The organism is Rhodococcus sp. HM1, from assembly GCF_023218075.1.
Lineage (GTDB): Bacteria > Actinomycetota > Actinomycetes > Mycobacteriales > Mycobacteriaceae > Rhodococcus.
Window position 1 is genome coordinate 20,466 of sequence record NZ_JALPTB010000053.1, and the last position, 25,033, is coordinate 45,498.

Sequence of the window (25,033 nt, forward strand, 5' to 3'; positions counted from 1 at the left end):
GTCAGATTCTGTTGGCCGCGAGCAACCGCCTGCTGACCACACCGAGCGCGATGATCACCAGCAGGATCACGATGCCCGGCAGCGTTGTCAGCCACCACGCGGTGGCGATGTAGTTGCGTCCTTCGGCCACGAGCAGGCCCCACTCCGGAGTCGGCGGCGGGGCGCTGTATCCGAGATAGCCGAGCGCCGCGATCGCCAGGATGGCGGCACTCAGGTCGATGACCGCGAGCGCGACCACCGCTCCCACGGCGTTCGGCAGAATGTGCTTGCGGATCACCGCCCATCGGCTCGCCCCGGACAGGAACGCCGCTTCGACGTAGTCGAGTGCGCGCACCCGGAGCACCTCCGCCCGGAACACCCGCGCGAAGATCGCGATCGAGCCGATACCCACACCGATTCCGACGGACAGCCGTCCCGCCCCGTACGCGGTGACGATCCAGATCGACACCAGGAAGCCCGGCAGAGCCAGCAGCACGTCGCTGATGCGCATACCGACGGCGTCGACGACCGGTCCGGACACCCCGGCGAGGATCCCGATGACGCTGCCGATCACCAGGCCGACTGCGACGGCGATACCGGCCGTCAGGACGGTCTGCGATGTGCCGTGCACGACGCGGGTGAGGACGTCGCGTCCGAGGTGGTCGGTACCGAACCAGTGTTCCCAGCTCGGCGGCTGGAACTTGTCCACATGGTTGCCGGTGAGCGGGTCGAACGAGGTGAACAACCCGGGCACCAGCGTCCAGAGCACCACGACGACGAGTAACGACGCGGAGAGCAGCACCGGCAACGGAAGACCGCGCACGACGCCGAGCACCCCTGCACGGTCTTCGGAGACTTCGGGATCGACGACGATCCGCTCCGATGTCGATTCACTCATTGGAACCTGCCTAGGCGAGTGCTGAAACCCTTGCTCTGGGTCCTGGTTACTCGTGGATCGAGGATCGGATAGATCAGGTCGACGGCGAGGTTGATCGCGACGATGGCGACCGTTGTGAGCAGGACGAGTCCCTGAATGAGGGAGATATCCTGTGTTGCAACAGCGTCCATCAGAACCGAGCCGAGGCCGGCCCGCGAGAAGACGGTCTCGGTGACCACCGATCCGCCCAGGAGGGCACCGACGGTGGTTGCGGTGACGGTGAGAGCCGGTCCGGCCGCGTTCTTGAGCACGTGCTTGCGGATGACCCAGCCGGGTGTTCCTCCCTTCGCACGCGCCGTGGCGACGTGGGGAAGCCGCATGGTCGCTTCGGCATTCTTCAGCAGGACCTGCGCGATCGGCGCCGAGATCGGGACCGCGAGCACCAGCGCCGGTATGACGAACGACGCCACCGAACCGTCCGGGAAGAGCGAGAACAACCCGAGTTGCACCGAGAAGATCTGCAGGATCACCAGGCCGAGCCAGAAGGTCGGTACCGAGCTGAACAGCGGCGGGATGTTGCGCACCGCCTTGCGCAGTCGCTCGAAACGGCTGGTCGTCGCCAGCAGGACGATGCCGACCGAGATGACGATCGCGAACACGGTTGCGGTCCCGGCAAGCTTCAACGTCTCGCCGACGACGTCGGCGATGCGATCGGTGACCGCTTGCCCACTCGACAGCGAGAAGCCGAAGTTGCCGCTCGCCAGCTGCACGAGCTGCCCGAAATACTGTGCGAGCAAAGGCTTGTCGTAACCGTAGAACTGCTTGACCTGCTCGACGACTTCCGGGTTGAAGTATCCTTCCCCCTTCGCCACGAAGATCGTGGCGGGATCGGACGGGAGGATACTCACACCCCAGAACACGACGGTGTACGCGAGCAGCAGCACCAGCAGCGACTGCCCGATCCTGGAGAGCACGTATCGCGTCATCGCGCGCGCCTCGGCTTCGTCATCTATCCCTCCGCCTGCGAGGACTTCCAGGCACTCTGGAAGAGCGGCTCGGTCAGGTTCGTGAACTCGATGTGCACGTCCGGCGAGGCGGAGTGCACCTGCACCTCGTCCCACAGCACCAGCGCCAGGTGCTTGTCGACGACCTGCTGCTGCACCTGCGCCAGAACGTCGTTGCGCTTCTGCGGATCGGTCGCGGACAGTTCCTGACCGGACAGCGCGATGAGCTCGTCGTCCGCGGCGAACGTCAGCGTGTTCTTGTCGCGCCCGAACAGCAATGCAAGGCCCACGTTGTAGTACGTCCTGGTCCCCAGGAGCGGCTTGCTCGGGTCGGCGACGGCGATGTTGTAGGCGGTGGTGTCGCCTGCGTTGTTGACGAGCTTGATACCGAGGTCGCGCCACTGCGACTCGATGAACTCGAATGCCGGCTTGATCACCACGCTCTGCACCGACGCGGACACACTCAGCTCGAGCGGCCTGCCGTCCTTCTCGCGGATGCCGTCGGGCCCGACCTTCCAGCCGGCCTCGTCGAGCAGCCGTGCAGCCTCGTCGGGGTTGTACTCGATCTTGTCGCCGAGGTCGACGAACGCGGGATCGTCGTGGTTCAGAACCGAATCCGCTGCCCGGTAGCTGTCGGACAGAACGGTGGCCACGAGGGCGTCGCGGTCGATGCCCAGTTGGAGGGCCCGGCGCACGCGCACATCGCTCACGTCCTCGTTGCCGATGCGGACAGCGGCGATGTTGGAGGTCAGCAATGGGGCCGAAACGGGAATGACCTGCTTACCCGCGGCGGCGAGCCCCGCTTCGTCGGTCGGCTGGATTCCGCGCGCGACGTCGACCTGTCCGGACTGCACCGCCCCGGCACGCAGTCCCGGCTCGCCGATCGCACGGATCTCGATCTTGTCGAGGTACGCCGGCCCCTGGTTCGGGGACACTGCGGGCGGCCACGCGTAGTCGTCGCGCCGGGTCAGCACGACCTTCTGGTCGGGCACGTGGGATTCGTAGACGAAAGCGCCCGAACCGACGACGTTCTCGATCTTGGCCTGGCCCTCGTAGTCGAGCGCGAGCGTCGACGCCGCACGGATTCCGGCGCGGTGACCGGCCACGACCCGGTAGAAGTTCGTGTTGGGTGCGGACAGGTACACGGTCACCGTGTTACCGGAAACCTCGGAGCGGTCGTAGCCGACGAAGTCCGTGAACGCGGGAATCTTCTTGTCGGGGTCGCCCTTTCCGACCTGATCGAGGTTCGCCTTGACTATGTCGGCCGTCAGCGGAGTTCCGTCGCTGAAGGTCACACCGTCCCGGATCGTAAATGTGTACACGGTGGCGTCCTCGTTCCGGGAGAAACTCTCGGCCAGCCATGGTGTGATCTCACCGTTCCTCGGATCGGTGTAGACCAGACGGTCCACGATCTGCAGGAACAGGTTGCCGGTCGAGTAGAAGCCGCTGAGGGCGTCCGTCACGTACATGACGTCGGAGTAGACGACCGTTCCGCCCTGCTGCGGTTCACCGGACGGTCCCGTCGAGGCCGACTGTCCACCTTGCGAGCATCCTGCCAGTACGCCCGCCGCAATCAGGCCGGCGACCAGCTTCTTTACGCGTGACATGAATTCCTCACTGTGTTGCTGACTTTCGAAATCGGCGCCAGCCGATCCGTGCGAGACTCGACGGCCGTCCGCATTCCCGACAGACGGTAGGGCCCTTGGTCCCGGGCCTCAATGAATTACTTCGCCCTGGCCGAAACTCTCCACCGAAAGCGACGTGGAGCGCTCAGGCGAACGCGGCGCGCAGCGCCGCACCCTCGTAGGCGCGCTTGTAGATGCCCTTCTCCTGCAGCAACGGCACCACGTGTTCGACGAAGTCCACGAGACCCGACGGCGTGATCGCCGGGTTGATGTTGAAACCGTCCGCCGCGCCGGTGGTGAACCACTCCTCGATCCGATCGGCCACGAACTCCGGGGATCCCACGAATCGCAGGTGGCTGTTGCCCGCGTCGGTCACTCGCAGAACATGACGGAGGGTGACCTGGGGCCCGGTCACGAACCGCCGGATCGACTCGTGCGAACTGATGCTCCCCTCGACCTCGGACAGATCCGGAAGCCGATCGACCGGGAACGGCGAGTCGAGTTCGATTCCGCCGAGGTCGATGCCCAGGCGCTGTTCGAGGGCCGCGATTCCGCGCTCCGGTGGATTGAGCGAACTGATCTCCTCGTGCAGTCGCTCGGCCTCCCGCTGCGTACTGCCGACGATCGGGATGAGACCGGGCAGGACCCTCACCGGCGGCCTCGACGAGGTTCCACCGCGCTGAAGAGCGTGGAGTGAACTGCGGAAGTCCCGTGCCTGCCGGATGTCCTGCGCGACCGAGTAGACGGCGTCGGCATACTTGGCGGCCAGCTGTCTGCCCCGGTCCGAGGCACCGGACTGGAACAACAGCGGGCGACCGTGTGGTGAACGCGGCGTGTCCAGCGGGCCTTTCACGGCGAAATGCGTGCCGCGATGGTCGATGGGCACCACCGACGCCGTGTTCACCTGTACGCCTGCGGCCTTGTCGAGGACGATCGCGTCGTCGCCCCAGCTGTCCCACAGCCGGAGCAGGACGTCGATGTACTCGTCGGCCCGTTCGTACCGATCCGCGTGGGGTGGCAGCGCATCGAATCCGAAGTTCCGTCCCGCCGATTCCGATCCGGTGGTGACGATGTTGACTCCCGCTCGCCCGCCACTGAGATGGTCGAGCGTGGCGATCTGCCGGGCGATGTTGTACGGGTGTGTGAACGTCGACGACACGGTGGCGATGAGACCGATGTGCGATGTCGACGGTGCGAGCGCGGACAACAGCGAGACCGGTTCGAGGGGTGAGAAGAGATAGGCCCAGTCGTTGTCCGGGACCGCCGGGGTGTTCGCAACGAACAATCCGTCGAACAGTCCCCGCTCGGACAGTGCCGCGTACTCACGGTAGTAGTCGAGGTCGAGAGCCCCCTCGGGCTTCGCCGACGGGTGCCGCCAGCCGCCCTGCGTGAATCCGATCGCACGAATCACCGAATTCAGAATCAATGTGGACATGATCGGTCCAGCACCTTCCTCGGGGTCGCAGTCGCGGGGCCGCAACGGCACCCGTGATCGAGGCTAGGTCGAGCGCCGAGGTTCACCGAGAGTTCCGATCACCCTGAATCAGGATGGGAGATGGACTTTTCCGCGCATCGACACGTATCCGAACCAGACTGAGCACAACCCTGTCGGGGAACCCGCGGACGCGAGATTCTGTCGTCTGCGCTCACCTTGCGCGCAGCCTCCTTTCGTTTCTTCGCTCGTCCGAGACGAAGCGCCAACCGCCTCTTCACAGGAAACCGATGACCACATACATCTCCGGGAAAGACCTACTCGAGCTCGTGTCCGATCGCGCCCCGGCCGTCGCCGTACTGGACGTGCGCACTCCGTTGGAACGCAGCAAGGGCCATATCGCGGTCAGCGCGTCTCTGCCGTTCCACGAGATCGAGCAGCGCATCGTCGATCTGGTTCCCGGCACTGCCACCACCGTGGTACTGGCCGGCGAGCCGGATACCGACGGACCCGCTGCCGACCTGCTCGAATCTCTCGGCTACAGCGACGTCCGGGTGCTCGAGGACGGTCTCACCGGATGGACGAACGCCGGTGGTCGCCTCTACACGGGCACGAACGTGCGCAGCAAGACCCTGGGCGAGTGGATCGAACACGAGTTCTCCACTCCCACCGTCGACAGCACGACCGTGCAGGGCTGGATCGAGCAGGGCGACGACGTCGTCATTCTCGACAGCCGACCGACGACCGAGTACCTGCACCACCACATTCCGGGTGGATACGACACCGGCGGCGGAGCCGAGATCGCTTATCGTGCAGGCAGTGTCGTGAAAAGTCCCGACACCAAGGTCGTCATCAACTGCGCGGGGCGCACGCGCGGCATCGTGGGCGCCCAGTCCCTGATCAACACGGGCATCGCCAACCAGGTCTTCTCCCTCTACAACGGCACCCCCGCGTGGGAGCAGTCCGGGCGTTCTCTCGCCTTCGGTGACGAGCAGGCACTTCCGGCACCGCAGGACGTCTCGGACGAGCTCGCCGCATGGGTGCGTGCCACCTTCGACAAGGCCGGTGTGCAGGTCCTCTCTCCCGACGCCGTCCAGGAACGCCTGGCCGATGCGTCCACGACCACCTATGTCTTCGACGTTCGCACGCCCGCAGAGTTCGCGGCCGGCCATTTCGAGGTCAGCGTGTCCGCGCCGGGCGGACAGCTGGTGCAGCAGGTCGACAACCACATCGCCGTCCCGAACGCCCACGTCGTCCTCGTCGACGATCAGGACTTCGTGCGGGCCGCGAGCACCGTTCAGTGGCTGCGATACCTGCACACCGGCCCCTTGTCGGTTGTCGCGTACACCGAGGACGCGGTACTCGATCATCCGCGTCGTGCGCTCCCTCTTCCGGACGCGCAGCACGTGGACCGGTCCGAGCTCGAGCAGTGGCGAACCGACGGCACCGACCATCTTGTCGTGGACCTGCGGCCCTCCGCCGACTATGCCGCCGGACACATCCCGGGCTCGGTACACGCCCGCCGCGAGCAACTCACCCAGATCGCCGAGAAGGCACCGGACGCGACACTCGTGCTCGTCGGGAACGACCGGTACTCGCCGGAACACGTCGTCTCCGAAGTGCCGGCGTCCGTAGTAGTCCTGGCCGGCGGAATCGACGCCGCGGAAACACTCACCACCGATGATCCGCACTACGCCGGTGATATCGCCGACCGCACCGGACCGCCCCCGTTCGGTCCCGAGCGGGACCGCTGGTACGCAGAGTATTTCGAGTGGGAACTCGCGCTTCTGGAGACGACCAGCGGCGATCCGCACTTCGCCTTCGCGGAGATCGCGTCGTGACCGCAGCACAGGCGGACTCCCTCGTGGCCGCAAGCGCAACGGTGACGGGAGCGACCGGCGAAGAAGCATCCGTCCGGTTCCTCGAAGAACTCCGGGCACGCGTCGCAACCTTCCGCGACGAGGCACCGTCGCGGGACAGGGAACGTCGCTACCCGTTCGACGAGGTCGAGCAACTGCGCAACATCAAGTTCTGGGCGTTGAACGTGCCCGTCGAGTTCGGCGGGCTGGGGCTCGACCGCCGGACCCTGATCCAGGCGATCATCGCGGTGTCCTCCGTGGACGGAAGCCTCGGCCAGCTTCCGCAGAACCATTTCGCGACCGTCGAACGGCTGTTGCTGTCCGGATCACCCGAGCAACGGGAGTTCTACCTGCGCGAACTCGGCAGCGGGGCGATCTTCGGAAACGCGACCGCAGAACCGGGTGAGCGCCGGCCGGGTGAAGCGCACACCACGGTCGTCGAGCGCGACGGCAGGCTGTACCTGTCCGGACGGAAGGTCTACGCGACCGGCTCGCTCTTCGGCGACTTCATCGCGGTCCAGGCACGCAACGAGGCAGGCGGGCAGGAGACGGTCGTGGTGCGGCCCGACGACCAGGGCGTCGTCATCCACGACGACTGGGACAGCTTCGGTCAGAGGACGACCGGTTCGGGCTCCGCGGAGTTCGACGATGTCGAGGTGCAGCCGATCCAGCTCCTCTCCCGCTCCTCGGATCCGGCGACAACCTATCGCATCTCGGCGCTCTCCCAGCTGATCCACGCGGCGATCGACACCGGTCTCGCGGAGGGCGCGCTGTACGAGGCGCTGGCACTCGCTCGGCGGGTCCACGGCGGACGCGGAAGCGGTGCCGCCGAATTCCGCGACGACGTGCTGGGCGTCGCGCACCTCGGCGAACTGCGGATCGCAACGACCGCCGCGCGACGGCTCGTCGAATCCGCGGCACGGCGGCTGGACTCCCTCGGTCCCGACACCGCGCTGAGCGCCGTCATCGACGTGTTCTACGAAGTGGTCCAGGCGAAGGTGCTCAGCACCCGCACCGCACTGAGCGTGACGACCGACCTGTTCGACATCGGTGGCTCGAGTTCGACCAAGCCGGCGTTCGGCCTGGACCGTTACTGGCGCGATGCCCGCACCCACACCCTGCACGATGCGGTCCGCTGGAAGCCGTATTCGCTCGGCAAGTGGCTGATCGACGAGGAAGTCGCCGACGCCTGGAGCCTCGCGCGGCCGTTGCTCCCGCTCGCGGACCTCGAGAACGCCGCGGACGATCCGGTCGCCTTCTACGGGAGCGCTCGGTGACCGAACGCAGGCTGCATCTCAACATCAACGTCAACAACAGCGGCCGGCACCCGGCCTCGTGGCGCGTACAGAACGATCCGCTCTCGTTCCTCGATCTGGGCTACTACGAGGAGATCGGGCGGCTCGCGGAACGCGGCCGCCTCGACGCCGTGTTCTTCTCCGACGGCTTCGACTACTCCGCGCCGAACATCACGCGACCGTGGCAGGCGCTCGACCCGATCGTTCCGCTCACCGCGGTCGCGCGGGCGACCGAGCACGTCGGCCTGGTCGCGACCGTGTCGTCGAGTTTCGATCACCCGTACAACATCGCACGCAAGATCGCCTCCCTCGACTACGCGTCCGGTGGGCGTGTGGCATGGAATGTCGTCGCGACCCGCGCGCTCGCCTCCGCGAGGCTGTTCGGACTCGACGCCGTGCCCGACCACGACGTCCGCTACGGTCGCGCCGAGGAATCGGTCCGAGTCGTCAAGGCGCTGTGGAACTCCTGGGAGCGTGATGCACTGGTCGCCGATCAGAGTTCCGGGAAGTTCGCCGACGTGGCGCGCATTCACCCGATCGATTTCGAGGGCGAGCACTTCCGGGTTCGCGGGGCACTCAACGTTCCGCGCTCACCGCAGGGCCGTCCCGTCCTCCTTCAGGCAGGCGGTTCGCCGCAGGGCATCGAACTCGCGGCCCGGCACGCGGACGCGGTCTTCACCGTCAATCACACGCTGGCCGCAGCGCAGGACTTCTATCGGACGGTCAAGTCGAAGGCTGCCGGTCACGGGCGTTCACCGGACGAGATCCTCATCCTCCCCGGCCTGTTCCCCGTTCTGGGCAGCACCGAGAAGGAGGCGCGCGAGCGGAAGGACCGGCTCGACGAGATCGCCGGATTCGAGGAGGAACTCGAATCTCTCAGCAGGACACTCGGTCTGGACCCGGGCGACCTCGCACTCGATGCTGCGTTGCCGTGGGACAAGATCGAGGACTTTTCGGCTCGGGCCGGGGTGAGTCAGGGCTTCGCGAACGCGATCCTCGATCTCGCGCGGCGGGAAGACCTGACGGTCCGGGAACTGCTCGCGCGCAATCCGAACGGCCATCGGGTCGTCGTCGGAACACCCGAGCAAGTCGCGGATTCCATCGAGGAGTGGTTCCGCGGGCGCGGCGCCGACGGTTTCAACCTCAACGCCGACTACTTCCCGAGCGGTCTCGAGCTGATCGTCGACCAGCTGGTTCCGGAGCTGCAGCGTCGCGGCATCTTCCGGCGGGAATACGAGTCGACGACACTGCGCGGCAACCTCGGCCTGCCGATCCCGTGGGGTGACGACCGCGTATGACGGCGTTGCCGGCCGGAAACGGTTCGCTTCGGCGCCTTTTCCGGCCGGCATCGATCGACGATGCGACTTGGCGGGAGTCAAGCCGCCGGCAGGACCAGCACCTGACGCTGCCGAACCGTGGGCATGACGATCTCGTCGACCACAGCGGCCGCAAGCGTCTCGTACGACAGCGCCGCACCCAGCGCTTCCGGGCCGACGACCTCGGTCAGCGTGTACGCCGACACCTCGGCCGCGTCGGACGACAGACCCGCCGGTGGGGTGACGATCAGCCAGTCCGGCGCCGGATCCGCCTGCGACAGAACCGTGCGTTCACCCGCGTGGGCGCGGGCGAACGGAAGCAACTCCTGTGGAAAGAGATCGACGACGTCCGACACCGCACGACCGTCCGGCAACCGCAGGTTCGCGAACAACCCCACGGTCACGATCCGCACGTCGGGTGAACGCCGACCGGCGAGGATCGCGCCCAGCACCCGCGCGTAGAACGTCTCGTCGAACCCGTCGAACGACGGCGGCGGGGCCGAGAACGGCGTCACGGCATTGACGGCATCCGCGTCGGCGAGTGCGCGTGCCACATCCGCCGCATCGGTGGCATCCCCTTCGACCACGGTGACCCCTCGCTGGGCCAACCACGGGTGCCGCGCCCTCGCCCGCACCAACGCGGTGACCGAATGACCTTCGGTCAGAATCCTTCTCACGACGGCGCTACCCGCGCGCCCTCCGGCACCGAGCACCGCGACGCGGAGCTCGGTCACGCCGACCCGCCCAGAACCGCGGCGGGAAGCCTCGGCGGCAACGGGCCGTGCGGCAGTTTCGGGCCCACCGCCCGCCGAGCGCCGGGGACGCGACCGTTACCCCAACCCAGTTCTGCCCGGTACCGGCCGATGTGTTCGGCGTCGAGGTCCTCCTCGGACACCGGCGTCGCCTGCGGATGCACGTACAGCGCATCGGTCGGGCAGTACGCCTCACACATGAAGCAGGTTTGGCAGTCGCTCTGGCGGGCGATGACCGGGATGCCGGTGGCGGTGCGCTCGAACACGTTGGTGGGGCATGCGTCGACGCACTTGTCGCAGCCGATGCACGCGTCGGCGATCAGCAGTTCGATCATGACGCCACCAGCAGTGAGTTCCGGACCGCCCCGGTTCGCGTCCACACCGTGTCGAGCCCGCCCGTCAGAACGTGGTGATGCTGGGCGGGGTCGAGGTCGGGATGATCGGACCGCTTGCTCATGCCGCGGGTTTCGGTGCGGGCCAGCGCGGAATGGTAGATCCAGCGGCCGACTGCGGTGATCGCCGCCGCCTGCCGTGCCCGGACCCGCTCCTCGCCCGAGGCGCCGAGACTCCGCGTCGCATCCGCCCACAGCCCGTCGAGCTGACCCAGCGCTGCTTGCAGCCGGGGGCCGTCGCGCAGCAGGTTCTTCTCGACCGGGAGCAGTTCGTCGCGGGCCGCGGCGAGCACCGTGGCCGTGTCGAGGGTCGGACGGCCGGTCGGGCGCAGCCCCGCCCGACCGGCCGGGCGCAGATCGGAGGCGGTCACCCGCGCGACCGTGCGCGCGAATCGGGCCGCGCCGGTTCCCGCCCAGCTGCCCGACGACATCGCCCACGCCGCGTTGTGGCTGCCCCCGCCCGTGAATCCCCCACAGATGCGTTCGCGGGTCGCGGCGTCACCGGCGGCGAACAGGCCGGGCACCGACGTCGCGCACGTGTCGTCGACGATGTCGATGCCGCCGGTGCCGCGGACGGTGCCTTCGGCGAGCATCGTCACCTCGAAGCGCTCGGTGAACGGGTTGATGCCGCGACGATCGAACTGCAGGAAGAAGTTGGGTTGTCCGGCCCGCATCATCTGTTGCACCTGCGGGTCGGCGCGGTCGAGCTGAGCGAACACCGGTTCGGTCAGCAGGGTCCGCGCGATCACCGAACGGCCCTGCGACGAGCCGGCGCCTTCGAGCACGCGACCGTCCGCGTGGAAGAACGTCGCGTAGCCGTAGTAGGCGGTCTTGGTGACGGTCGAACCGGCCGCCGCGATCCCGTATGCGTTCGCGAACTCCATCCCGGAGAACGACACACCGGCCTCGGCGGCCATCAGAGCGCCGTCGCCGGTGTCGACGTTGGTGCCCAGCGCACCGGACAGGAATGCGCAACCCCCGCTCGCGATGACCACGGCCCCGGCGGTGATCCGGTAGTCACGGTCGGCCTGGCGCCGGTATCCCGCAGCGCCGCGCACCTGCCCGTCGGCGTCGACGAGCAGTTCCAGCGCCGGCGAATGGTCGAGGATCCGCACGCCGGCGCGCTTGATCCAGGCGCGCATCCGTCGCATGTACTCCGGGCCCTGCACGCCGGTGCGAATCTGCAGACCGGTGTCGGGGTCGACGGGGAACGGGTAGCGGCCCTCGTCCGCGAGCAGGTTCATGTTCTCGTACGTCTGGTCGAGCACCCGGTCCATCCAGTGGTGATCGGCCAGGTAGCCACCGAGCGCTTCACGGCTCGCCTTGGCCTGCTCCCGCGCGGACCGCTCGGGCGCGACGTACCAGACACCCGTGCCCGACGGTGCGGTCGCGCCGCTGGTCCCGCAGTAGCCCTTGTCGACGAGCACGACGTCGGCCCCGGCGCGGCGGGCACGCAAGGCGGCCCACGTCCCGGCGGGTCCACCGCCGATGACGAGAACGTCGGTACTCAGATCCAGTGGTTCGGTCACGGAAGGGCTCCTGTCACGCGGGGTCTTCCGCGAAGATTCCGCATCCACCCCGTGGACACAATCACCAGAATCAGCGTGACTCGAACCCAGCCGCCGATCGACTACCCACAATCCACGACCCGCCCTCGTCGGAGTCGAGGACAAGCGGCGCCGAATACAGGTAGCGCGCTACTCGTGACCGTCGCTACTGCACCGGCACAGACTGAGAATCCGCACCATCCCCACGAGGAGGAACCATGACGGATTCCCGAAGCTCTTCTCGCGAACCGGAACCCACCGCCGATTTCGGCGCCCCCGTGTTCGCCGGAACGGAAATCGACCAGAGTGTCGGATTCGACGACTCGCCCGGCGTCGCCGACGTCCCGTCCGAGGAGGGCGCGCACGCGCTCGAGCCGTGCAGCGAAGGTGACATCCCCACGGCATCCGTCGCCGACCTGATCCGCCAGTACACACCTGAAGGGTGATCGACGATGGAAATCCGCTTTCGCAACAACTATCCCGCCACGGTATCGGTGGCGGTGATGTTCTACAGCCCCGGAACCTGTGGCAATCACGGTAATTGGGGGACGCGCGGCTGGTGGAACATCGCACCCGGACAGATGGCGCATGTACTCAACACCACCAACCGATTCATGTACTACTACGCCGAGGCCGGCGACGGCGCCCGGTGGGTCGGGAACTTCGGTCCGATGTACGTCTACCGGAACAGTTTCGATTCGTGCATCAACATCGGATCCACGGCCGCGATCGGTCGCGTAGGAACACGGCAGATCGACACCGGAGGAAAGAACACGATCGTCAACCTGAACCCCTGACCCCTACCCGAACCGGGGGGATCGTCCGTCCCGCCGGAAAACCCATCGAGGAAATGCCATGACCGAAAACAATGCCCGACATTTCTGTTCACTGGTGTTGCCGCCACAGGCCACCGAGAAGACCCGGGCCGCGCTGCTGAAGGAATCGAAATGGGGCGTCGGAGATCGGGTCACCGTCCGATTCCTCGAGGGCGATCCGGACCTGCGGCGACGGGTACGCAACGTCGCAGAGGAATGGACCGGGGAGAAGATGGCGAATCTCTCTTTCCGCTTTGTGGATTCGGGTCCGGCGGACATCCGGATCGGCTTCGAACAGGGCGACGGATCCTGGTCGTACCTGGGCACCCAGTGCCGGCAGATCCCTCCGGCGGAACGCACGATGAACTACGGGTGGCTCACTTCCTCGTCGTCCGACGACGAGCTGCGCCGCGTCGTCCTCCACGAGTTCGGGCATGCGCTCGGGCTCATCCACGAGCATCAGAACCCGAACCGTCCGATCGCGTGGAACCGCCGGGCCGTCATCGCCGACCTGTCGGGTCCGCCCAACAATTGGGATCCCGCGACGATCGAGCACAACATCTTCAAACGGTATGACCCGCGGTCGGTTTCGGCCACGCCCACCGATCCGGACTCGATCATGATGTATCCGATTCCGGCCCGGTGGACCACCGACGGATTCTCCGCGGATCTCAATTCCGAACTGTCCGATACGGACAAGGAGTTCATCCGTGATGCCTACCCGTGGTGAGCATCGGACTCGGGAGGCCGGTCGTTCCGTGACCGGCCTCCTGGCACGTACCGTGCGGGCGGTGGCGAAAGTCCTCGCCCGCCTCCTTGCCCTGGTCCACCGCGATACCGACCTCGACGAAACCGAAGCGGCACCGGATGCGACAGTGGCCGAGACATTTCCGGAGGATCGAATCCTCGAATCCGCCCCGGCAGCCGAACCGTCGACCGGCACCCGCACGGCTTACGCGCGGCTCGACGCGCCCGATCGAGTCGCCCCGGGTGGTGTCTTCGAGCTGGATGTGGGTCTCGCGGAGTCACCCGGACGCGGCGTCACGAGTCCCCAACCTCTCTCGGTTCCGGACACGGAATTCACTTTGACGGTGACGGTTTCGGCCGACGGCTTCGAGGTGCTGGGTGGCGCCTCGCTTGTCCGCACCATCGCCGTGAATCCCGACGATCCCTATCCGTACGACGTGATCCGGTTGCGTGCGATCGACGACGTCGCCCTGACGCCGGCCCGCAGCATCCTTGCCGTGTACGCGATCGAGGGTCGCACGATCGGGATCGCCACTAGGTCGGTGGTGGTCGGCGACGGTGCCGTCCCCGCCGAGCCCGAGCGAGCCGGCGTCGATTGGGTGCTGCCGACCGATCCGGACACGCGGCCCGATCTGGAACTGGTGGTCACGCCCGGCAACGACGTCGGCGGGCAGCGCCTGTTCTGGTATTTCCGGTCTCCGCATCCGACGGTCGGTGACGGCAGTTTCGTCGCCGCGGATCTTCCTGTGACGGTCGCGACCACCGTGCGGCAACTACTGAACGGCGTCGAGGACCGCACGACCCTCGACGATCTGCCCTACTACCTGCGCGGCGTCGGCCGGCGTATCGCCGACGCGATTCCCGATCCGGTATGGCAGGCATTGAAGGCCACGGCCGACGCGGTGGAGGGTCCGCCGAGTGTGCTGCTCGCGTCCGCCGACCCGTACATCCCGTGGGAGCTGGCCCGCATCCCGTGGTGCCACGACGACCCGCCCCTCCTCGGTGCGCAGACCGTCATCGGCCGCTGGCCGTACCTGGCGAACGGCCGGAGCCCCGCTCCCGCTCCCCGCCTCGAACTGGATTCGATGGCCGTCGTCTTCGGGGAGTACTCCGGCGGTGAGAATCTCGAGGAGGCTGCGCGGGAGGCCGCCCACCTGCGTGCGCACTATGCGGCGCAGCCCGTCGACGCACGGATGAGGGACATCCTGCGCTGCCTCGACGGCACCCCGAGGGCAGACGCGCTGCATCTCGCGGTGCACGGCAACTTCGACCCGACCGGCATGCGCGACGGTATCTACCTCGTCGACGGCAACTATCTGAGCCCGGTGTCCGTCGAAGGAGTCGAGTCGAGCCCGATTCGGCTGGCGTTCCTCAATGCCTGCCAGCTCGCACAGGGCCGCGAGGTGTTCGGCATCTATGCGGGTATGGCGTTCGCACTGTTGAACATCGGCGCCGAAGCGGTGGTCGCACCGTTGTGGAAGGTGAACGACACCGCGGCCCGTGAACTCGCGGCGGCGTTCTACCCCGCCCTGTTCACCGATGTGCGATCGCCTGCCGAATTCCTGCGTGAATCCCGGTGCCTGTCAGTGGAGACGAACCCCGCAGCGACCTCCCTCGCCTACATCTACTTCGGTCATCCGCTGCTGCGGGTGAAGTGGATCCCTTAGGCGGCTCCGCCGCCGGTGTGTCGTTGTGGCGGCTCCAACCGCCACAACGGCACACCGAGGGATCGGCGCCGCTTCGACGGCGGCAAGAAGTAGGGCTGGGTCAGCGCGGCGCCGCGTCGACCAGGTCGTGTTCGACGCCGTAGTCGACCCGCATCCGCTCGATCGCGGCATCGCGACCCTTGTAGGCGCGGAGCGTCACCCGCTCGCGGTCCGGGTGGCGACGGTCCTGGATGCGGTTGACGAGAGCGAGGACAGGGCCGACGTGGCGCAGCACGTGCTTGATCGGCCCGTCCGAGATGTGGAGGGCGTCGGCGTCGGCGTCACCGATGAACACGCGCTGCAGGCCGTACATCAACGTCCGCGACACGGCCCGCTTGATGCGCTCGTTGCCCGGCAGCAGGTTCGCCAGTTCCGGGACGAGGTAGTCGTCGGTGAGCGCGACGACGAACTCCCGGTCGTCGTCGCCCGGGCCGGGCGAGGTCAGCCGGTACAGCTCCTCGACGAGGATGTGGTCGGCTTCCTTGCACAGGTTCAGCTCGTCGCTCATCCCGATGACGTGGCCGACGTAGCGCCACAGGTGGTAGATGTCGTCGCGCTCCTCGTCGGTGAACCGCACCCCGAGCATCTCCATCGCTTCGACGGCGATGTGCCCGAACTCCGCCATCGTCAGCGCCATGTAGGACTGCGGAATCGGCACTCCCCACGCCTCCTCGTCCCAGCGTCCGCTCGCGAGGATGCCGCGACGCACGTGCGCGTGGATCAGCCGGACTCGCACGGTGAACGCGAAACCGGCTGCATCACGGCGCATTCCACCGCGGGTCAGCACATGCCGCAACCACTCCCCGACCTCGACGGACCGCACCGCCGGTTGGCTGACGTACCGACCGGTCAAAGCCAATGGCTTACCGGCGATCTCGTTGCCGGCACCGCGCACCAGCGAGGCGGCGCCGAGCACCATGCCGAGGATCGGGGTGTGCCGGACCAGCGCGTCGGCGGCGTTGTCGAGACGGTCGTGGTCGACCCAGGCGGGTTCGTCGTCGAGGAATTTGAACAGCAGACGCAGCGATTCGGGGGCGTCGGCGACCGAGTCGATTCCGCCTTCGAGGGCGGCCCGCACAGCTTCCGTCGCCGACAGGGCCCCGAAGTCGTCGGCGACCACGGCATCGGCCAGCGGATCGGCCTGCCACATTCCGTCCAGCCACCGGTGTCCGAGGTCCCCGTAGCGACGCACCGCGATGTCTGCGTTGGCAAGGTCCCGAGGAATCCGTCGCTCCATGCATCTCATGGAAACACGAGGAATCCTCACTTACTATTCACTTTCTGTGAGCTCCCGTCAGCACCGAAACACCCCAGGTAGAAGCATACGGAAGTCGCCGACTCAGCAGCGCAGCCGCGAAATGCGCAAGCATCTGCTCACGTCTACACACGAGCTGCTCGCGAAGGGCCCGTCGGCGCGTCCCACCACGACCGCCCTCGCCGAGCACGCCCACGTCAGCATCGGCACCGTCTATCGCTACTTCCCGGACATCGACGCGATCGTCGAGGAACTGCGGATGTCGGCGGTCCACGACATCACCACCACGCTCTCGACCGCGATCGGCCGGGCGATGGATCAGGAGCCCGCGGTCGCGATGGTCACCGTCGTCGAAAGCCTCACCGCGGCGTTCGAGAAACACGCGGCCGTGCTGCGTGTGTCGTACACGTCCGGTGAGAGCGAGTTCGGGCTGGCCTGGGCCGAGGTCGAAGGACCGCTGCGACCGCTGGGGCGGATCATCCCGGCCCGCCTGCGCCCGGATCTCGACGACGCCGCACTCGACGACCTGGTCTTCATCATCATGGGCGCGACCGCCAGCCTGTGCTCGCGGATCGCACTGCTGCGTCCGCCGAAGTCCGACCGGGACAGGCTCGTCGCGGTCGCCACCCGCATGCTGCTCGCCGCCGTCGAGGACGCCTGAGCTGCGAATACCGGCAAAGGTCGTGTCGTGCTGGCACACTCGCGGGCATGAACGATCTCCCCGTCACGATCACGGTCGCCGGTCACGCCGAACGCGAGTACGCCCCGAACCGATGCACGGTCGCCCTGCAGGTACACGCGGACGGTGCGACGCGGGAGCAGGCCGCCGACCCGGTCGCGGTGGCGATCGCCACTGTGACCGGTCTCGTCACCGAGCTGCGTGAGCGTCCCGACAGTCCCGTGAAGCGCTGGACGTTCGACCAGGTGCGGCACACCCGGTATCGCCCGTACAACAACGAGGGCAAGACCCTCCCGTGGCGGTACACGTCGTCGGCGTCGATCACGGTCACGTTCCACGAATTCGACGCGGTCGCTGCGTTCGTGGACCGGGTCTCGGGGATCGAGGCCGTCACGGTGTCCGACCTGCGCTGGTGGATCACCCGCAAGTCGCGGCAGAGGAAGCTCGCCGAAGTCCGCGACCTCGCGGTGCAGAACGCCCTCGATAAAGCGAAGGGCTACACGAAGAGCTTGGGATACAACACTTTCCGCGCGGTCGCGATCGCCGATCCGGGCATGCTCGGGCTGCCGACGCCCCCGACCCCGTACCCGGGTGGTGGACCCGTGCTGCGGTCGGCGATGCGCGCGGAGATGGCACCCGCCTCCGCGGAGAGCGGTCCCACGTTCGCCCTCGAACCCGATCGCATCGGCATCACCGCGGACGTGGAGGCGAGATTCGAGGCGTCGTAGCTACAGATCGGTGACGTCGGTCAGTTCATAGTGCAATGTCGACGTGCGCATCACGCGGTGCGCAAGGTGCACCCCGACGTGTTGCACCAGCGGGAACTTCTTGTCGATCAGCTCACCGGCGGCCCGGGATTCCTCGCCGGACAACAGGTGTGCCGTCGCTTTGGCGGGCGGACCCGTCGGCTTTCCCGACCACGTGCACGGACGGATCCGTACCTCCGGGAAGTTGCGCAGCCGCTTGTTCTTCGACGCTTTGCCGGGGGTACGGAAGTAGGCGTGGCCGTGGTCGACGACCAGGTTGACGGGCGTATCGACCCAGGTGCCGTCGCGTTTGCGGGTCTGGAGTTGCACGACCTTCTCTCCGGCGAACCGTTCCAGGGCCGGTGATTCGTTTCCGGGCATGCTGCTGTCACCTGCTTTCGAGGAATTGGGATGCGGGCTTTTGTGGACGGTCGGTGCGTAGACCAATTGCTGGACGCGGCCGTCGAACGTGTGGGATTCGAGCAGTTCGAGGTCGAACTCGGCACCGGGCACGAACACCGGATTCCGGCCGCTGGTGCCGGTGATCGCCGGGAAGATCGTGATCACGAGTCGGTCGACGAGCCCGGCCGCCATGAGCGCGCGGTTCATCGACAGGCTCCCGTGCGACCACAGCGGCAGGTCGGATTCGGCCTTCAACCGAGGGATCGCGGTGAGCGCGTCCTCGGCGATCAGTGTCGTGTTCTCCCACTTCAAAGGCGGTTCGAGTGTCTTCGAGAGAACGATCTTCCGGGCCCGGTTGATCAGATCGAAGGTGGGATCGTCCCCGGACCGGACGATCCGATAGAAGTCCCGGTAGGTGTTGGCGCCGAGCACGAGGATCCGATCGGATCCGAACGCCTCGGCACGACTCGCCACCAGTTCGGGACCCTCCTTCCCCCAGTACCCGGGCCAATCCACCGCGGTACCGAACCCGTCGAGACTGACGAAAACGTCGAATGTGTAAGTGGCCATGGTGTTTCGAACCTCCGCACGCGACGACGCGGGCGTACGTTCACCGCTGGGTCGAACAGTGATTCTCGAGACTGCCACTTTCAACCGTAGCGCGGACACACTTACATGGCACTAGAACCGAATTGCCGAGGCCCTTACTCGTAACCGTGGTTAATCGGTCCTGCGCGTGTCCCGCCCCGGTTTTTGCGGTCCGTCGTGGCAATCTCGACAGAATGCACCCCTACGACGAGGGATTCGAGCCCCCGAAAGCATGTTCGGAGTGGTGCCGGGCGCGCTCGTTCGACCTGCAGGTACTCGACGAGGGCGTCACCGTCGACCTGGAGTGGTGGAACAGCCACCTCGAACGCGCCGGCCACGAGATCCGACTTCGCGGCCGCAACCTCGACGGACGTGTCGTCACCGAGGGCGATGCGATCGTCCCGCGGAACGACCTTCGGCTGGGCAGCGAGTTGATCGACGCCGACCACGAGGGACTGGGCCTGCTGTTCCTGTGCGCGGCCTGGCGCAGTGCGCATCCACGACGACGCGGCGCCCGCCGCTTCCCCGACGTCCGCGACGCACGCGCCCCGAAGAACCGGGACAGGTTCGCGAAGATCAAGGGGGTCCTCGACTACTGCGCGAAGACGAAGAAACTGCCCGAGGCGTCCCGGCAGACCTGGTCGGGGTGGCCGGACACCCCCGGGATCGGCGTTCCACTCTTGGCGACGTACCTGTGGGCGGTCGGGGTCCAGACGGACGCCGGGCCCGCGCAGCTGCTGGACCAGCACGGGGTGTCGACGCTGGTCCACGAAGGATGGCTCGAGGATCCGTCCGTCGCCGACTTCACGCTGCGCCGCTACCACCGGTACGTCGATCTGCTCACCACGTGGGCCTCGCTCATGACCACCCGGCCCGAACTGGTCGAGATGTGGCTCGTCGACCGCTGGCACGCCCGCATCACCGAGGCACGAGACGGATCGCACGCGACCCCGCGGCTGTTCTGACCCCCGGTAACACTCACCCCCGATATCCACCGACCAGAAAGACAGCAGCGCGATGCATGCACCGCGCTGCTGTCTTTCTCGTCTGCGGCTCTGGTAACGCGTCCCTATCCATCGGGGTGGGCCGACTGCTCGACGTGGCGAGCCAGTTCCCGGGCGAGCACATCGAAGCGCGGATGCCGCGACCACGCCGCGCGGTCCCCGATCACATACAGGCGCTTCTTCGCCCGACTGACCGCGACGTTCGCCAGATTCGGTTTCGACGAGGCCCAGCGTTTCGCACCGTCGCTCGCCGGATCGCCGCCCAACACGAGGAAGACCACATCGGCTTCCCTGCCCTGCGCGGTGTGCACCGTCCCGGCGGTGAGTCCGCCGAACCGCGCGGGCAACGCCGTGAGCCGTCGCGCGACGTCCCGGAACGGGCTCAATACGATCACCTCACCCATGTCCTGCCCCTTCCGGGCCAGGTCGTCGAGGAGTTCGACGAGTCGGTCGTACTCCGCCCGAATGAAATGACCGCTGGAGGGTCCGGTGATGTCGATCCACCGCGACGACGGCAGCGGCCCGCGCGGGCGCGGATCCCTGCCGTGCAGCATCGTGCCGCCGTAGGCGATGGTGTTGACGATCGAGAACATCGGCTCGTCGCAACGCCGGTGCACCCGCAGCGGTGCACCCACCCAGATCGGCCCCTCGTCGCCGGGCAGGGTCGTTCCCCATCGGTTGAGGCGATCGGCGATCGACTGCGCCGACGACCGCGCCGGCAGCCACCGCTCGTCCACGCCGAACTCGCGGCGTACCGCCTGCTGAGCCCGGAACGGCAGTGTGACAACGGGTTCGAGCTGAATCGGGTCGCCGACGACGACCGTACGGCGAGACCGCCAGATAGCGCCCACCGGGTTCTGCGGCGTGGACTGGCCGGCCTCGTCGATGAGCAACCAGCCGAGCGCTTCCCGTCCGAGTCCGCGGAACACCCGGTCGAAGGACGCGAAGGTCGTCGAAACGAGGGGGACGACGAAGAACAACGCGCGCCACGCGTCGGCAACGGCGGCCGGATCCAGATCCCGGGGTGCGCTTCCGGAAACGACGTCGGTCGCCCCGTGCAGGCTCTGCCGCATCTGAGTGGGCACGTGGGCGAGGAATTCCCGGTGCAGGTCGAGGGCGGCCAGGAACACACGTGATCGCGCCTCGGTGACCTCCTCGTCCGACCACGGCGCGGCCAGTTCCCTCGCCGGGGTGGTGTCGCTGTCCTCACCGGGGACCGATGCACCCCACCGCTGCCGCGCCGCGTCGAGCGCGCAGTCGAGTTCTGCGAGACGCGCGCGCGTGCCGCGATACCGGTGGGTGAGTTCGTCCTGCGTGCCCTGCAGGGCGACGAGCGCGTGCGTCGCTTCTTGATGGGCGGCAAAGGCCTGCCGGTAACTCTCGTCCCAGCGGGCGAGGGCCTCGGCGAGTTGGTCGCGATGGGCCTGCCATCGCCGTCGTTCCTCGCGGGCCTGCCGGCCGATGCGCCACCACGGGACTCGCGTCGCATCGTGCGCGGCGAGTTCCGCTTCGACCGTGGTCTTCGCCTGCTGCGTTCGTTCGACGGTGCCACGCCGTACGTGCTCGGCCTCGACGGCACTGCGAACCGTAATAGCGTGCGCCGCCAGCTGGTCTTCGATCGCCCCCAGTTCGCTGCGTCGATTCGTGCGCTCGCGCAGTTGCTCATAGGCCCGCTGACGTTCGCCGAGCATCGTCGCGACCGCGTCACGCCGGGCACGATATGCGGCAACCGCCTCTCGCCAGGGACGTTCCGGTCCCGTGGATTCGAGTTTCTTGAGAATCGACTGGATACCTCGTCTGGCAGGAGCATCCCGCCCCGTGGCCTTTCCGTCGAACCACAGGGTGCTGGTGAATCGGGACCGGTAGCTCTTGCGACCGAGCCGGGCAGCGGTCAGCGCCCACGCCCGGGCCGGTTCGGCATCGCCGGCGGCGTCGACGTTCAGCAACGCCGTCGCGATGTCGGTGAAATAGTCGATCTCGAATCGTTCGCCGTCGATTGCGTCCGCGGCGGGCATCTCGAAGCTGATGTTCTCGACCGCCCCGTTGTTGGACGACGCCACCACCATCTCGAATCCATGGAACGGCCCGGTCCACCGCTGCACGATCCGCGTATAGTCGCCGGTCTTCCAGCGGTGCGGGGTGGCCGCGAACGCCTCGGCCGGGTTCGCGAGGCCCGCGAGCCGGTCTGCGCGTTCGACGACGATCGCCGCAACGAGATCGCGCAGCAGCGTGGACTTTCCGGTGCCCGGAGGACCGTTGACCGCGAAAATTCCGGCGCCGCTGTGCAACTCGTCCATGATGGTGTTCACAGCGAACTGCTGGCCGAGAGCGAGGGGATGCTCGGGTCTGCTCGGCCAGCGGCCGGGCGGGGTCGCGGCGGGGCGGCAGGCCGCCAGCGATGCTTCGGGGACGGCGCTCAGGTCGACCCGGGCGGCCACGTCGAGCCCGGTGTCGTCGGTGAGGTACTGCGCGAGCCCGGTACCGATGTCACCGTGAGCGACCTGTTCCGCCACCCGATCGAGATCATCGGCGATGAAGCTGTTCAGGAAGTCGGTGCCGTCGATGCCGTCGGACTGGTTGACCTGCACCGAGCGCACTCTGATCTCGGCGCAGTCGACCATGCCCTCCAGCCCGGTCAAGGTCGCGATGCGATTCCGCAGGTCGGTGAGCATCCCGACGCTCAGAGGGCGCCGGCCGCCTCGTTGCACGTCGACCTCTTGCCCGTCGTCGAGCAATTCTGTCAATTGTTCCTGCGCCTCGCGGAATCCGCGCAACCACGACGGTGACCCGGGTCCGGGGTTGCGGGTGCGACCTGCCGCCCACGCAAGGCCGGACAACACCTCGGACTCCGGGATGTAGCAACCCTCCTTGTCCAGGACGATCGCAGCAAGCGCACATTCCCCGGCCGGCCGGGGGTCGTAGTTCTCGGCACCCGGATCGAGGATCCCGTCGACGGCCGTCCACACCTCGTCGATTCGATAGACACCGAGGTAGACGATGTACTGTCGCTCGTTGCCTTTCCGGCGCAACGGCTGGCGCAGTTGACGGCAGAACATCCACGGCAGTGGGATTTCGGCGGCCACCTCTTCGACCGGTTCCAGACTGTCGAACCTGTCGACCTTCGGAACCTGCTGTGGACTGAACAACTCCACGGCACGCCAGAACTCGATGACGTCGGCCTGCCGACGGTACTCCCCGGTCACTGCTCCCCCTGTCGATTCCCCCCGCGGTTCGTTCCGGTGCGCGAGAACGTCCGCCCAGCGAACACAATTGCACACACTCTCATCCGAAGCGCCGCGGGAGAGTGTGGCAGTGCCCTCGCCCCGGTAGCCGCAATCGAGAAAGACAGCAGCGCGATGCCGGTCGCGCTGCTGTCTTTCTCATTTGCGGCTCTGGAAACGCTCCGAACCTCGCCGCCTACTCGCGGTCGTCATCCCGTGCAGTAGGGCATCTTTCGGCTAGGTTGGTGCGATGAGAACACTCTGGGCCGTGTCGGTCGTCTCGGTGTTGTGCACCGTGCCGATGTGGGTGATCGCCGTACCGCAGCTCGTCTTCTCCGGGGTTGTCGATGTCGGCCCGTATACCGGACTCGTGCTGGGACTCCCGACCCTGATCGGGTTACCGTGCGCGGTCGCCGGAGTGATCGCTGGATCGGTGTCTCTCGTGAAACAGCGCGCACGCAACTGGGCCGCGAACCTCATGACACTCGGGCAGGTCGCGACCGTGGCGCTGGCCGCCGCCATCGTCGTGTGGGCGCTGGGCTACGCGTCGACCGGCTGGGAACTGCTCGCGCTGCCGACGTCGCCTATGGTCGGCCAGATCGTGGTCGCGGCGGGGCTGCTCAAGGCCGGACGGCCGCGGATGTCCCGCTCGGTGCGCGCATCGTCGTGACTATCGGGGTCACCGCCGCGCCCTGCAAGACCCGCAGTCGAGAAAGACAGCAGCGCGATGCCGGCACCGCGCTGCTGTCTTTCTCGTCGGCGGCTGCGGTAACCCTCACGCGGAGTGCGAACCGACCTCGATCGCAACAACTCCCGCCATGATCAGCGCAATGCCGATGACCATCCGGAAAGTGAGAGGGTCCCGGAACAGAAGCCTCCCGAGAACTGCGGTGAGCGCGACCCCGCAGGCGACCCAGATGCCGTACACGACGCCGACGGGAACGTCGCGCGCCAGCACCAGTGCGACGAGCCCGAATGCGACGACGTAGCAGGAGACGGTCGCCAGGACCCAGCGGGTGCGGGCCATACCGTCGGACAACTTGAGGCAGATCGTGCCTGCCACTTCGACAACGATCGCCGCAGCGAGAATCAGCCAGGTCACCGTGCCGCGACCTCGTCGTCACGTTCGTCCACCGGGTCGATTCTGGGATGCGAGCCCAGTTCGACGATGACCACTCCCGCGATCACCAGCGCCATGCCCAGCGCCATCAGCGGGGTCATCGGATCGCCGAAGAGGACGGTCGCGGCAACCGCGGTCAGCAGGATGCCGGCGGCGCCCCAGATTCCGTAGGCGACACCCACGGGCATCAACCGCAACGCGCGGGCGAGGAACGCGAAGGACGCGCAGTAGCCGGCCACGACGAGCACGTACCAGACGGGATCGTCGGTGGCAGCACGCAGCGAGAGGGTGGCGGTGACCTCGCACGCTATCGCCCCGCCGAGCGACCACCATTTCATGCCGGCCAACCTACCGCCCTCCTCTCGGATCCCGCGGGTCCGCGCGGTCGCGTCGCGTCGCGGCGACGCATTCCCACCATCGGATACCTGCAACTTTACGCAATGCGCAGTCTATTTCACGCTTTTTCTTGACATTGCGTATCTGTGAGCCCATGCTGGTACGCAATTCGATGTGACGCACACAACAGCCCCGTGCGCTCCCCCACCGAAAGGACTCTCAATGATCCTGTCAAGCCGCAACAGCGGTACCCGGCAAGCTCGGTTGCCAGGTGCGGTTGTCGCGGATGAGGGCATAGAGAACATCGACGCGACGCCGAGCCAGACAGAGGGTGGC

At 67.0% G+C, this 25,033-nt stretch carries 23 protein-coding genes and 1 pseudogene; 11 read left to right on the forward strand and 13 right to left on the reverse strand.

Annotated elements, in window-relative coordinates; genetic code table 11:
• Nucleotide 1: 1 nt before the first annotated feature.
• The 4 genes from M1M07_RS23320 to M1M07_RS23335 form a co-directional block, all read right to left on the reverse strand.
• Nucleotides 2-877 (reverse strand): ABC transporter permease, encoded by an 876-nt coding sequence (locus M1M07_RS23320; RefSeq protein WP_197250765.1) that lies wholly within the window; start codon nucleotides 875-877, stop codon nucleotides 2-4.
• Nucleotides 874-1,842, reverse strand: a complete 969-nt coding sequence (locus M1M07_RS23325) for an ABC transporter permease (protein WP_197250764.1) — start codon at nucleotides 1,840-1,842, stop codon at nucleotides 874-876. Before M1M07_RS23325 ends, M1M07_RS23320 begins: the two co-directional genes overlap by 4 nt.
• Before the next feature lie 23 nt (nucleotides 1,843-1,865).
• Nucleotides 1,866-3,467 (reverse strand): ABC transporter substrate-binding protein, encoded by a 1,602-nt coding sequence (locus M1M07_RS23330; protein WP_197250763.1) that lies wholly within the window; start codon nucleotides 3,465-3,467, stop codon nucleotides 1,866-1,868.
• A 163-nt stretch (nucleotides 3,468-3,630) separates the two neighbouring features.
• Complete coding sequence (locus M1M07_RS23335; protein ID WP_248675680.1) at nucleotides 3,631-4,920, reverse strand: LLM class flavin-dependent oxidoreductase; 1,290 nt, start codon at nucleotides 4,918-4,920, stop codon at nucleotides 3,631-3,633.
• A 287-nt stretch (nucleotides 4,921-5,207) separates the two neighbouring features.
• Between M1M07_RS23335 and M1M07_RS23340 the strand changes: the two genes are divergently transcribed.
• The 3 genes from M1M07_RS23340 to M1M07_RS23350 are packed head-to-tail and all read left to right on the forward strand — an operon-like array spanning nucleotide 5,208 to nucleotide 9,369.
• A complete protein-coding gene (locus M1M07_RS23340) occupies nucleotides 5,208-6,758 on the forward strand; it encodes a rhodanese-like domain-containing protein (RefSeq protein WP_197250761.1) in 1,551 nt (516 codons plus the stop codon).
• Entirely contained in the window at nucleotides 6,755-8,053 is a 1,299-nt protein-coding gene (locus M1M07_RS23345; protein WP_197250760.1) for an acyl-CoA dehydrogenase family protein, read from the forward strand. The genes M1M07_RS23340 and M1M07_RS23345 overlap by 4 nt, the downstream gene beginning before the upstream one ends.
• Complete coding sequence (locus M1M07_RS23350; RefSeq protein WP_248675681.1) at nucleotides 8,050-9,369, forward strand: LLM class flavin-dependent oxidoreductase; 1,320 nt, start codon at nucleotides 8,050-8,052, stop codon at nucleotides 9,367-9,369. The genes M1M07_RS23345 and M1M07_RS23350 overlap by 4 nt, the downstream gene beginning before the upstream one ends.
• A 77-nt stretch (nucleotides 9,370-9,446) precedes the next feature.
• Here M1M07_RS23350 and M1M07_RS23355 read toward each other — a convergent pair whose 3' ends face one another.
• Genes M1M07_RS23355 through M1M07_RS23365 form a run of 3 tightly spaced genes read right to left on the reverse strand, consistent with a single transcriptional unit; the run spans nucleotide 9,447 to nucleotide 12,060 of the window.
• On the reverse strand, nucleotides 9,447-10,121 hold the full coding sequence (locus M1M07_RS23355) for an NAD(P)H-binding protein (RefSeq protein WP_248675682.1): 675 nt from the start codon (nucleotides 10,119-10,121) through the stop codon (nucleotides 9,447-9,449).
• Nucleotides 10,118-10,474, reverse strand: coding sequence for a ferredoxin family protein (locus tag M1M07_RS23360; protein WP_197252880.1), 357 nt, complete (start codon nucleotides 10,472-10,474; stop codon nucleotides 10,118-10,120). The genes M1M07_RS23355 and M1M07_RS23360 overlap by 4 nt, the downstream gene beginning before the upstream one ends.
• A complete protein-coding gene (locus tag M1M07_RS23365) occupies nucleotides 10,471-12,060 on the reverse strand; it encodes an FAD-dependent oxidoreductase (RefSeq protein ID WP_248675683.1) in 1,590 nt (529 codons plus the stop codon). Before M1M07_RS23365 ends, M1M07_RS23360 begins: the two co-directional genes overlap by 4 nt.
• A gap of 236 nt (nucleotides 12,061-12,296) precedes the next feature.
• Between M1M07_RS23365 and M1M07_RS23370 the strand changes: the two genes are divergently transcribed.
• The 4 genes from M1M07_RS23370 (at nucleotide 12,297) to M1M07_RS33075 (ending at nucleotide 15,307) form a co-directional block, all read left to right on the forward strand.
• Nucleotides 12,297-12,524, forward strand: a complete 228-nt coding sequence (locus M1M07_RS23370) for a hypothetical protein (protein ID WP_197252882.1) — start codon at nucleotides 12,297-12,299, stop codon at nucleotides 12,522-12,524.
• A 6-nt stretch (nucleotides 12,525-12,530) separates the two neighbouring features.
• Complete coding sequence (locus M1M07_RS23375) at nucleotides 12,531-12,875, forward strand: DUF1036 domain-containing protein (protein WP_197252883.1); 345 nt, start codon at nucleotides 12,531-12,533, stop codon at nucleotides 12,873-12,875.
• Nucleotides 12,876-12,933: 58 nt separating this feature from the next.
• Nucleotides 12,934-13,623 (forward strand): matrixin family metalloprotease, encoded by a 690-nt coding sequence (locus tag M1M07_RS23380; protein ID WP_229581879.1) that lies wholly within the window; start codon nucleotides 12,934-12,936, stop codon nucleotides 13,621-13,623.
• Between the two features lie 61 nt (nucleotides 13,624-13,684).
• Nucleotides 13,685-15,307 carry a CHAT domain-containing protein gene (locus M1M07_RS33075; protein WP_248675684.1) on the forward strand — a complete coding sequence of 541 codons (1,623 nt, stop codon included), beginning with the start codon at nucleotides 13,685-13,687 and terminating at the stop codon, nucleotides 15,305-15,307.
• A 100-nt stretch (nucleotides 15,308-15,407) separates the two neighbouring features.
• Here M1M07_RS33075 and M1M07_RS23390 read toward each other — a convergent pair whose 3' ends face one another.
• Entirely contained in the window at nucleotides 15,408-16,583 is a 1,176-nt protein-coding gene (locus M1M07_RS23390; protein ID WP_248675685.1) for an oxygenase MpaB family protein, read from the reverse strand.
• 121 nt (nucleotides 16,584-16,704) lie between these two features.
• On the opposite strand from M1M07_RS23390, the gene M1M07_RS23395 reads away from it, so the two are divergent.
• Both M1M07_RS23395 and M1M07_RS23400 read left to right on the forward strand, forming a co-directional pair.
• Entirely contained in the window at nucleotides 16,705-17,262 is a 558-nt protein-coding gene (locus M1M07_RS23395) for a TetR/AcrR family transcriptional regulator (protein ID WP_197252885.1), read from the forward strand.
• 47 nt (nucleotides 17,263-17,309) lie between these two features.
• Nucleotides 17,310-18,008 (forward strand): SIMPL domain-containing protein, encoded by a 699-nt coding sequence (locus M1M07_RS23400; RefSeq protein ID WP_197252886.1) that lies wholly within the window; start codon nucleotides 17,310-17,312, stop codon nucleotides 18,006-18,008.
• Here the strand turns inward: M1M07_RS23400 and M1M07_RS23405 are convergent, their stop codons facing one another.
• Together M1M07_RS23405 and M1M07_RS23410 are read right to left on the reverse strand one after the other, a co-directional pair.
• Complete coding sequence (locus tag M1M07_RS23405) at nucleotides 18,009-18,407, reverse strand: PPOX class F420-dependent oxidoreductase (protein ID WP_197252915.1); 399 nt, start codon at nucleotides 18,405-18,407, stop codon at nucleotides 18,009-18,011.
• Between the two features lie 132 nt (nucleotides 18,408-18,539).
• Nucleotides 18,540-18,998: pseudogene (locus tag M1M07_RS23410) on the reverse strand (dihydrofolate reductase family protein); the annotation flags it as partial.
• 212 nt (nucleotides 18,999-19,210) lie between these two features.
• On the opposite strand from M1M07_RS23410, the gene M1M07_RS23415 reads away from it, so the two are divergent.
• A complete protein-coding gene (locus M1M07_RS23415) occupies nucleotides 19,211-19,981 on the forward strand; it encodes a hypothetical protein (protein ID WP_197252887.1) in 771 nt (256 codons plus the stop codon).
• Between the two features lie 104 nt (nucleotides 19,982-20,085).
• Here the strand turns inward: M1M07_RS23415 and M1M07_RS33080 are convergent, their stop codons facing one another.
• Nucleotides 20,086-23,223: an ATP-binding protein gene (locus M1M07_RS33080; protein ID WP_248675686.1), complete on the reverse strand. Its 3,138-nt coding sequence runs from the start codon at nucleotides 23,221-23,223 to the stop codon at nucleotides 20,086-20,088.
• Nucleotides 23,224-23,491: 268 nt separating this feature from the next.
• On the opposite strand from M1M07_RS33080, the gene M1M07_RS23425 reads away from it, so the two are divergent.
• Nucleotides 23,492-23,911: a hypothetical protein gene (locus tag M1M07_RS23425; protein WP_197252889.1), complete on the forward strand. Its 420-nt coding sequence runs from the start codon at nucleotides 23,492-23,494 to the stop codon at nucleotides 23,909-23,911.
• A 105-nt stretch (nucleotides 23,912-24,016) separates the two neighbouring features.
• Here the strand turns inward: M1M07_RS23425 and M1M07_RS23430 are convergent, their stop codons facing one another.
• The gene (locus M1M07_RS23430) at nucleotides 24,017-24,343 is read right to left on the reverse strand and encodes a multidrug efflux SMR transporter (protein ID WP_197252890.1); all 327 of its coding nucleotides are present in this window, start codon (nucleotides 24,341-24,343) and stop codon (nucleotides 24,017-24,019) included.
• Nucleotides 24,340-24,699: a multidrug efflux SMR transporter gene (locus M1M07_RS23435; protein ID WP_197252891.1), complete on the reverse strand. Its 360-nt coding sequence runs from the start codon at nucleotides 24,697-24,699 to the stop codon at nucleotides 24,340-24,342. Before M1M07_RS23435 ends, M1M07_RS23430 begins: the two co-directional genes overlap by 4 nt.
• Nucleotides 24,700-25,033 lie beyond the last annotated feature (334 nt).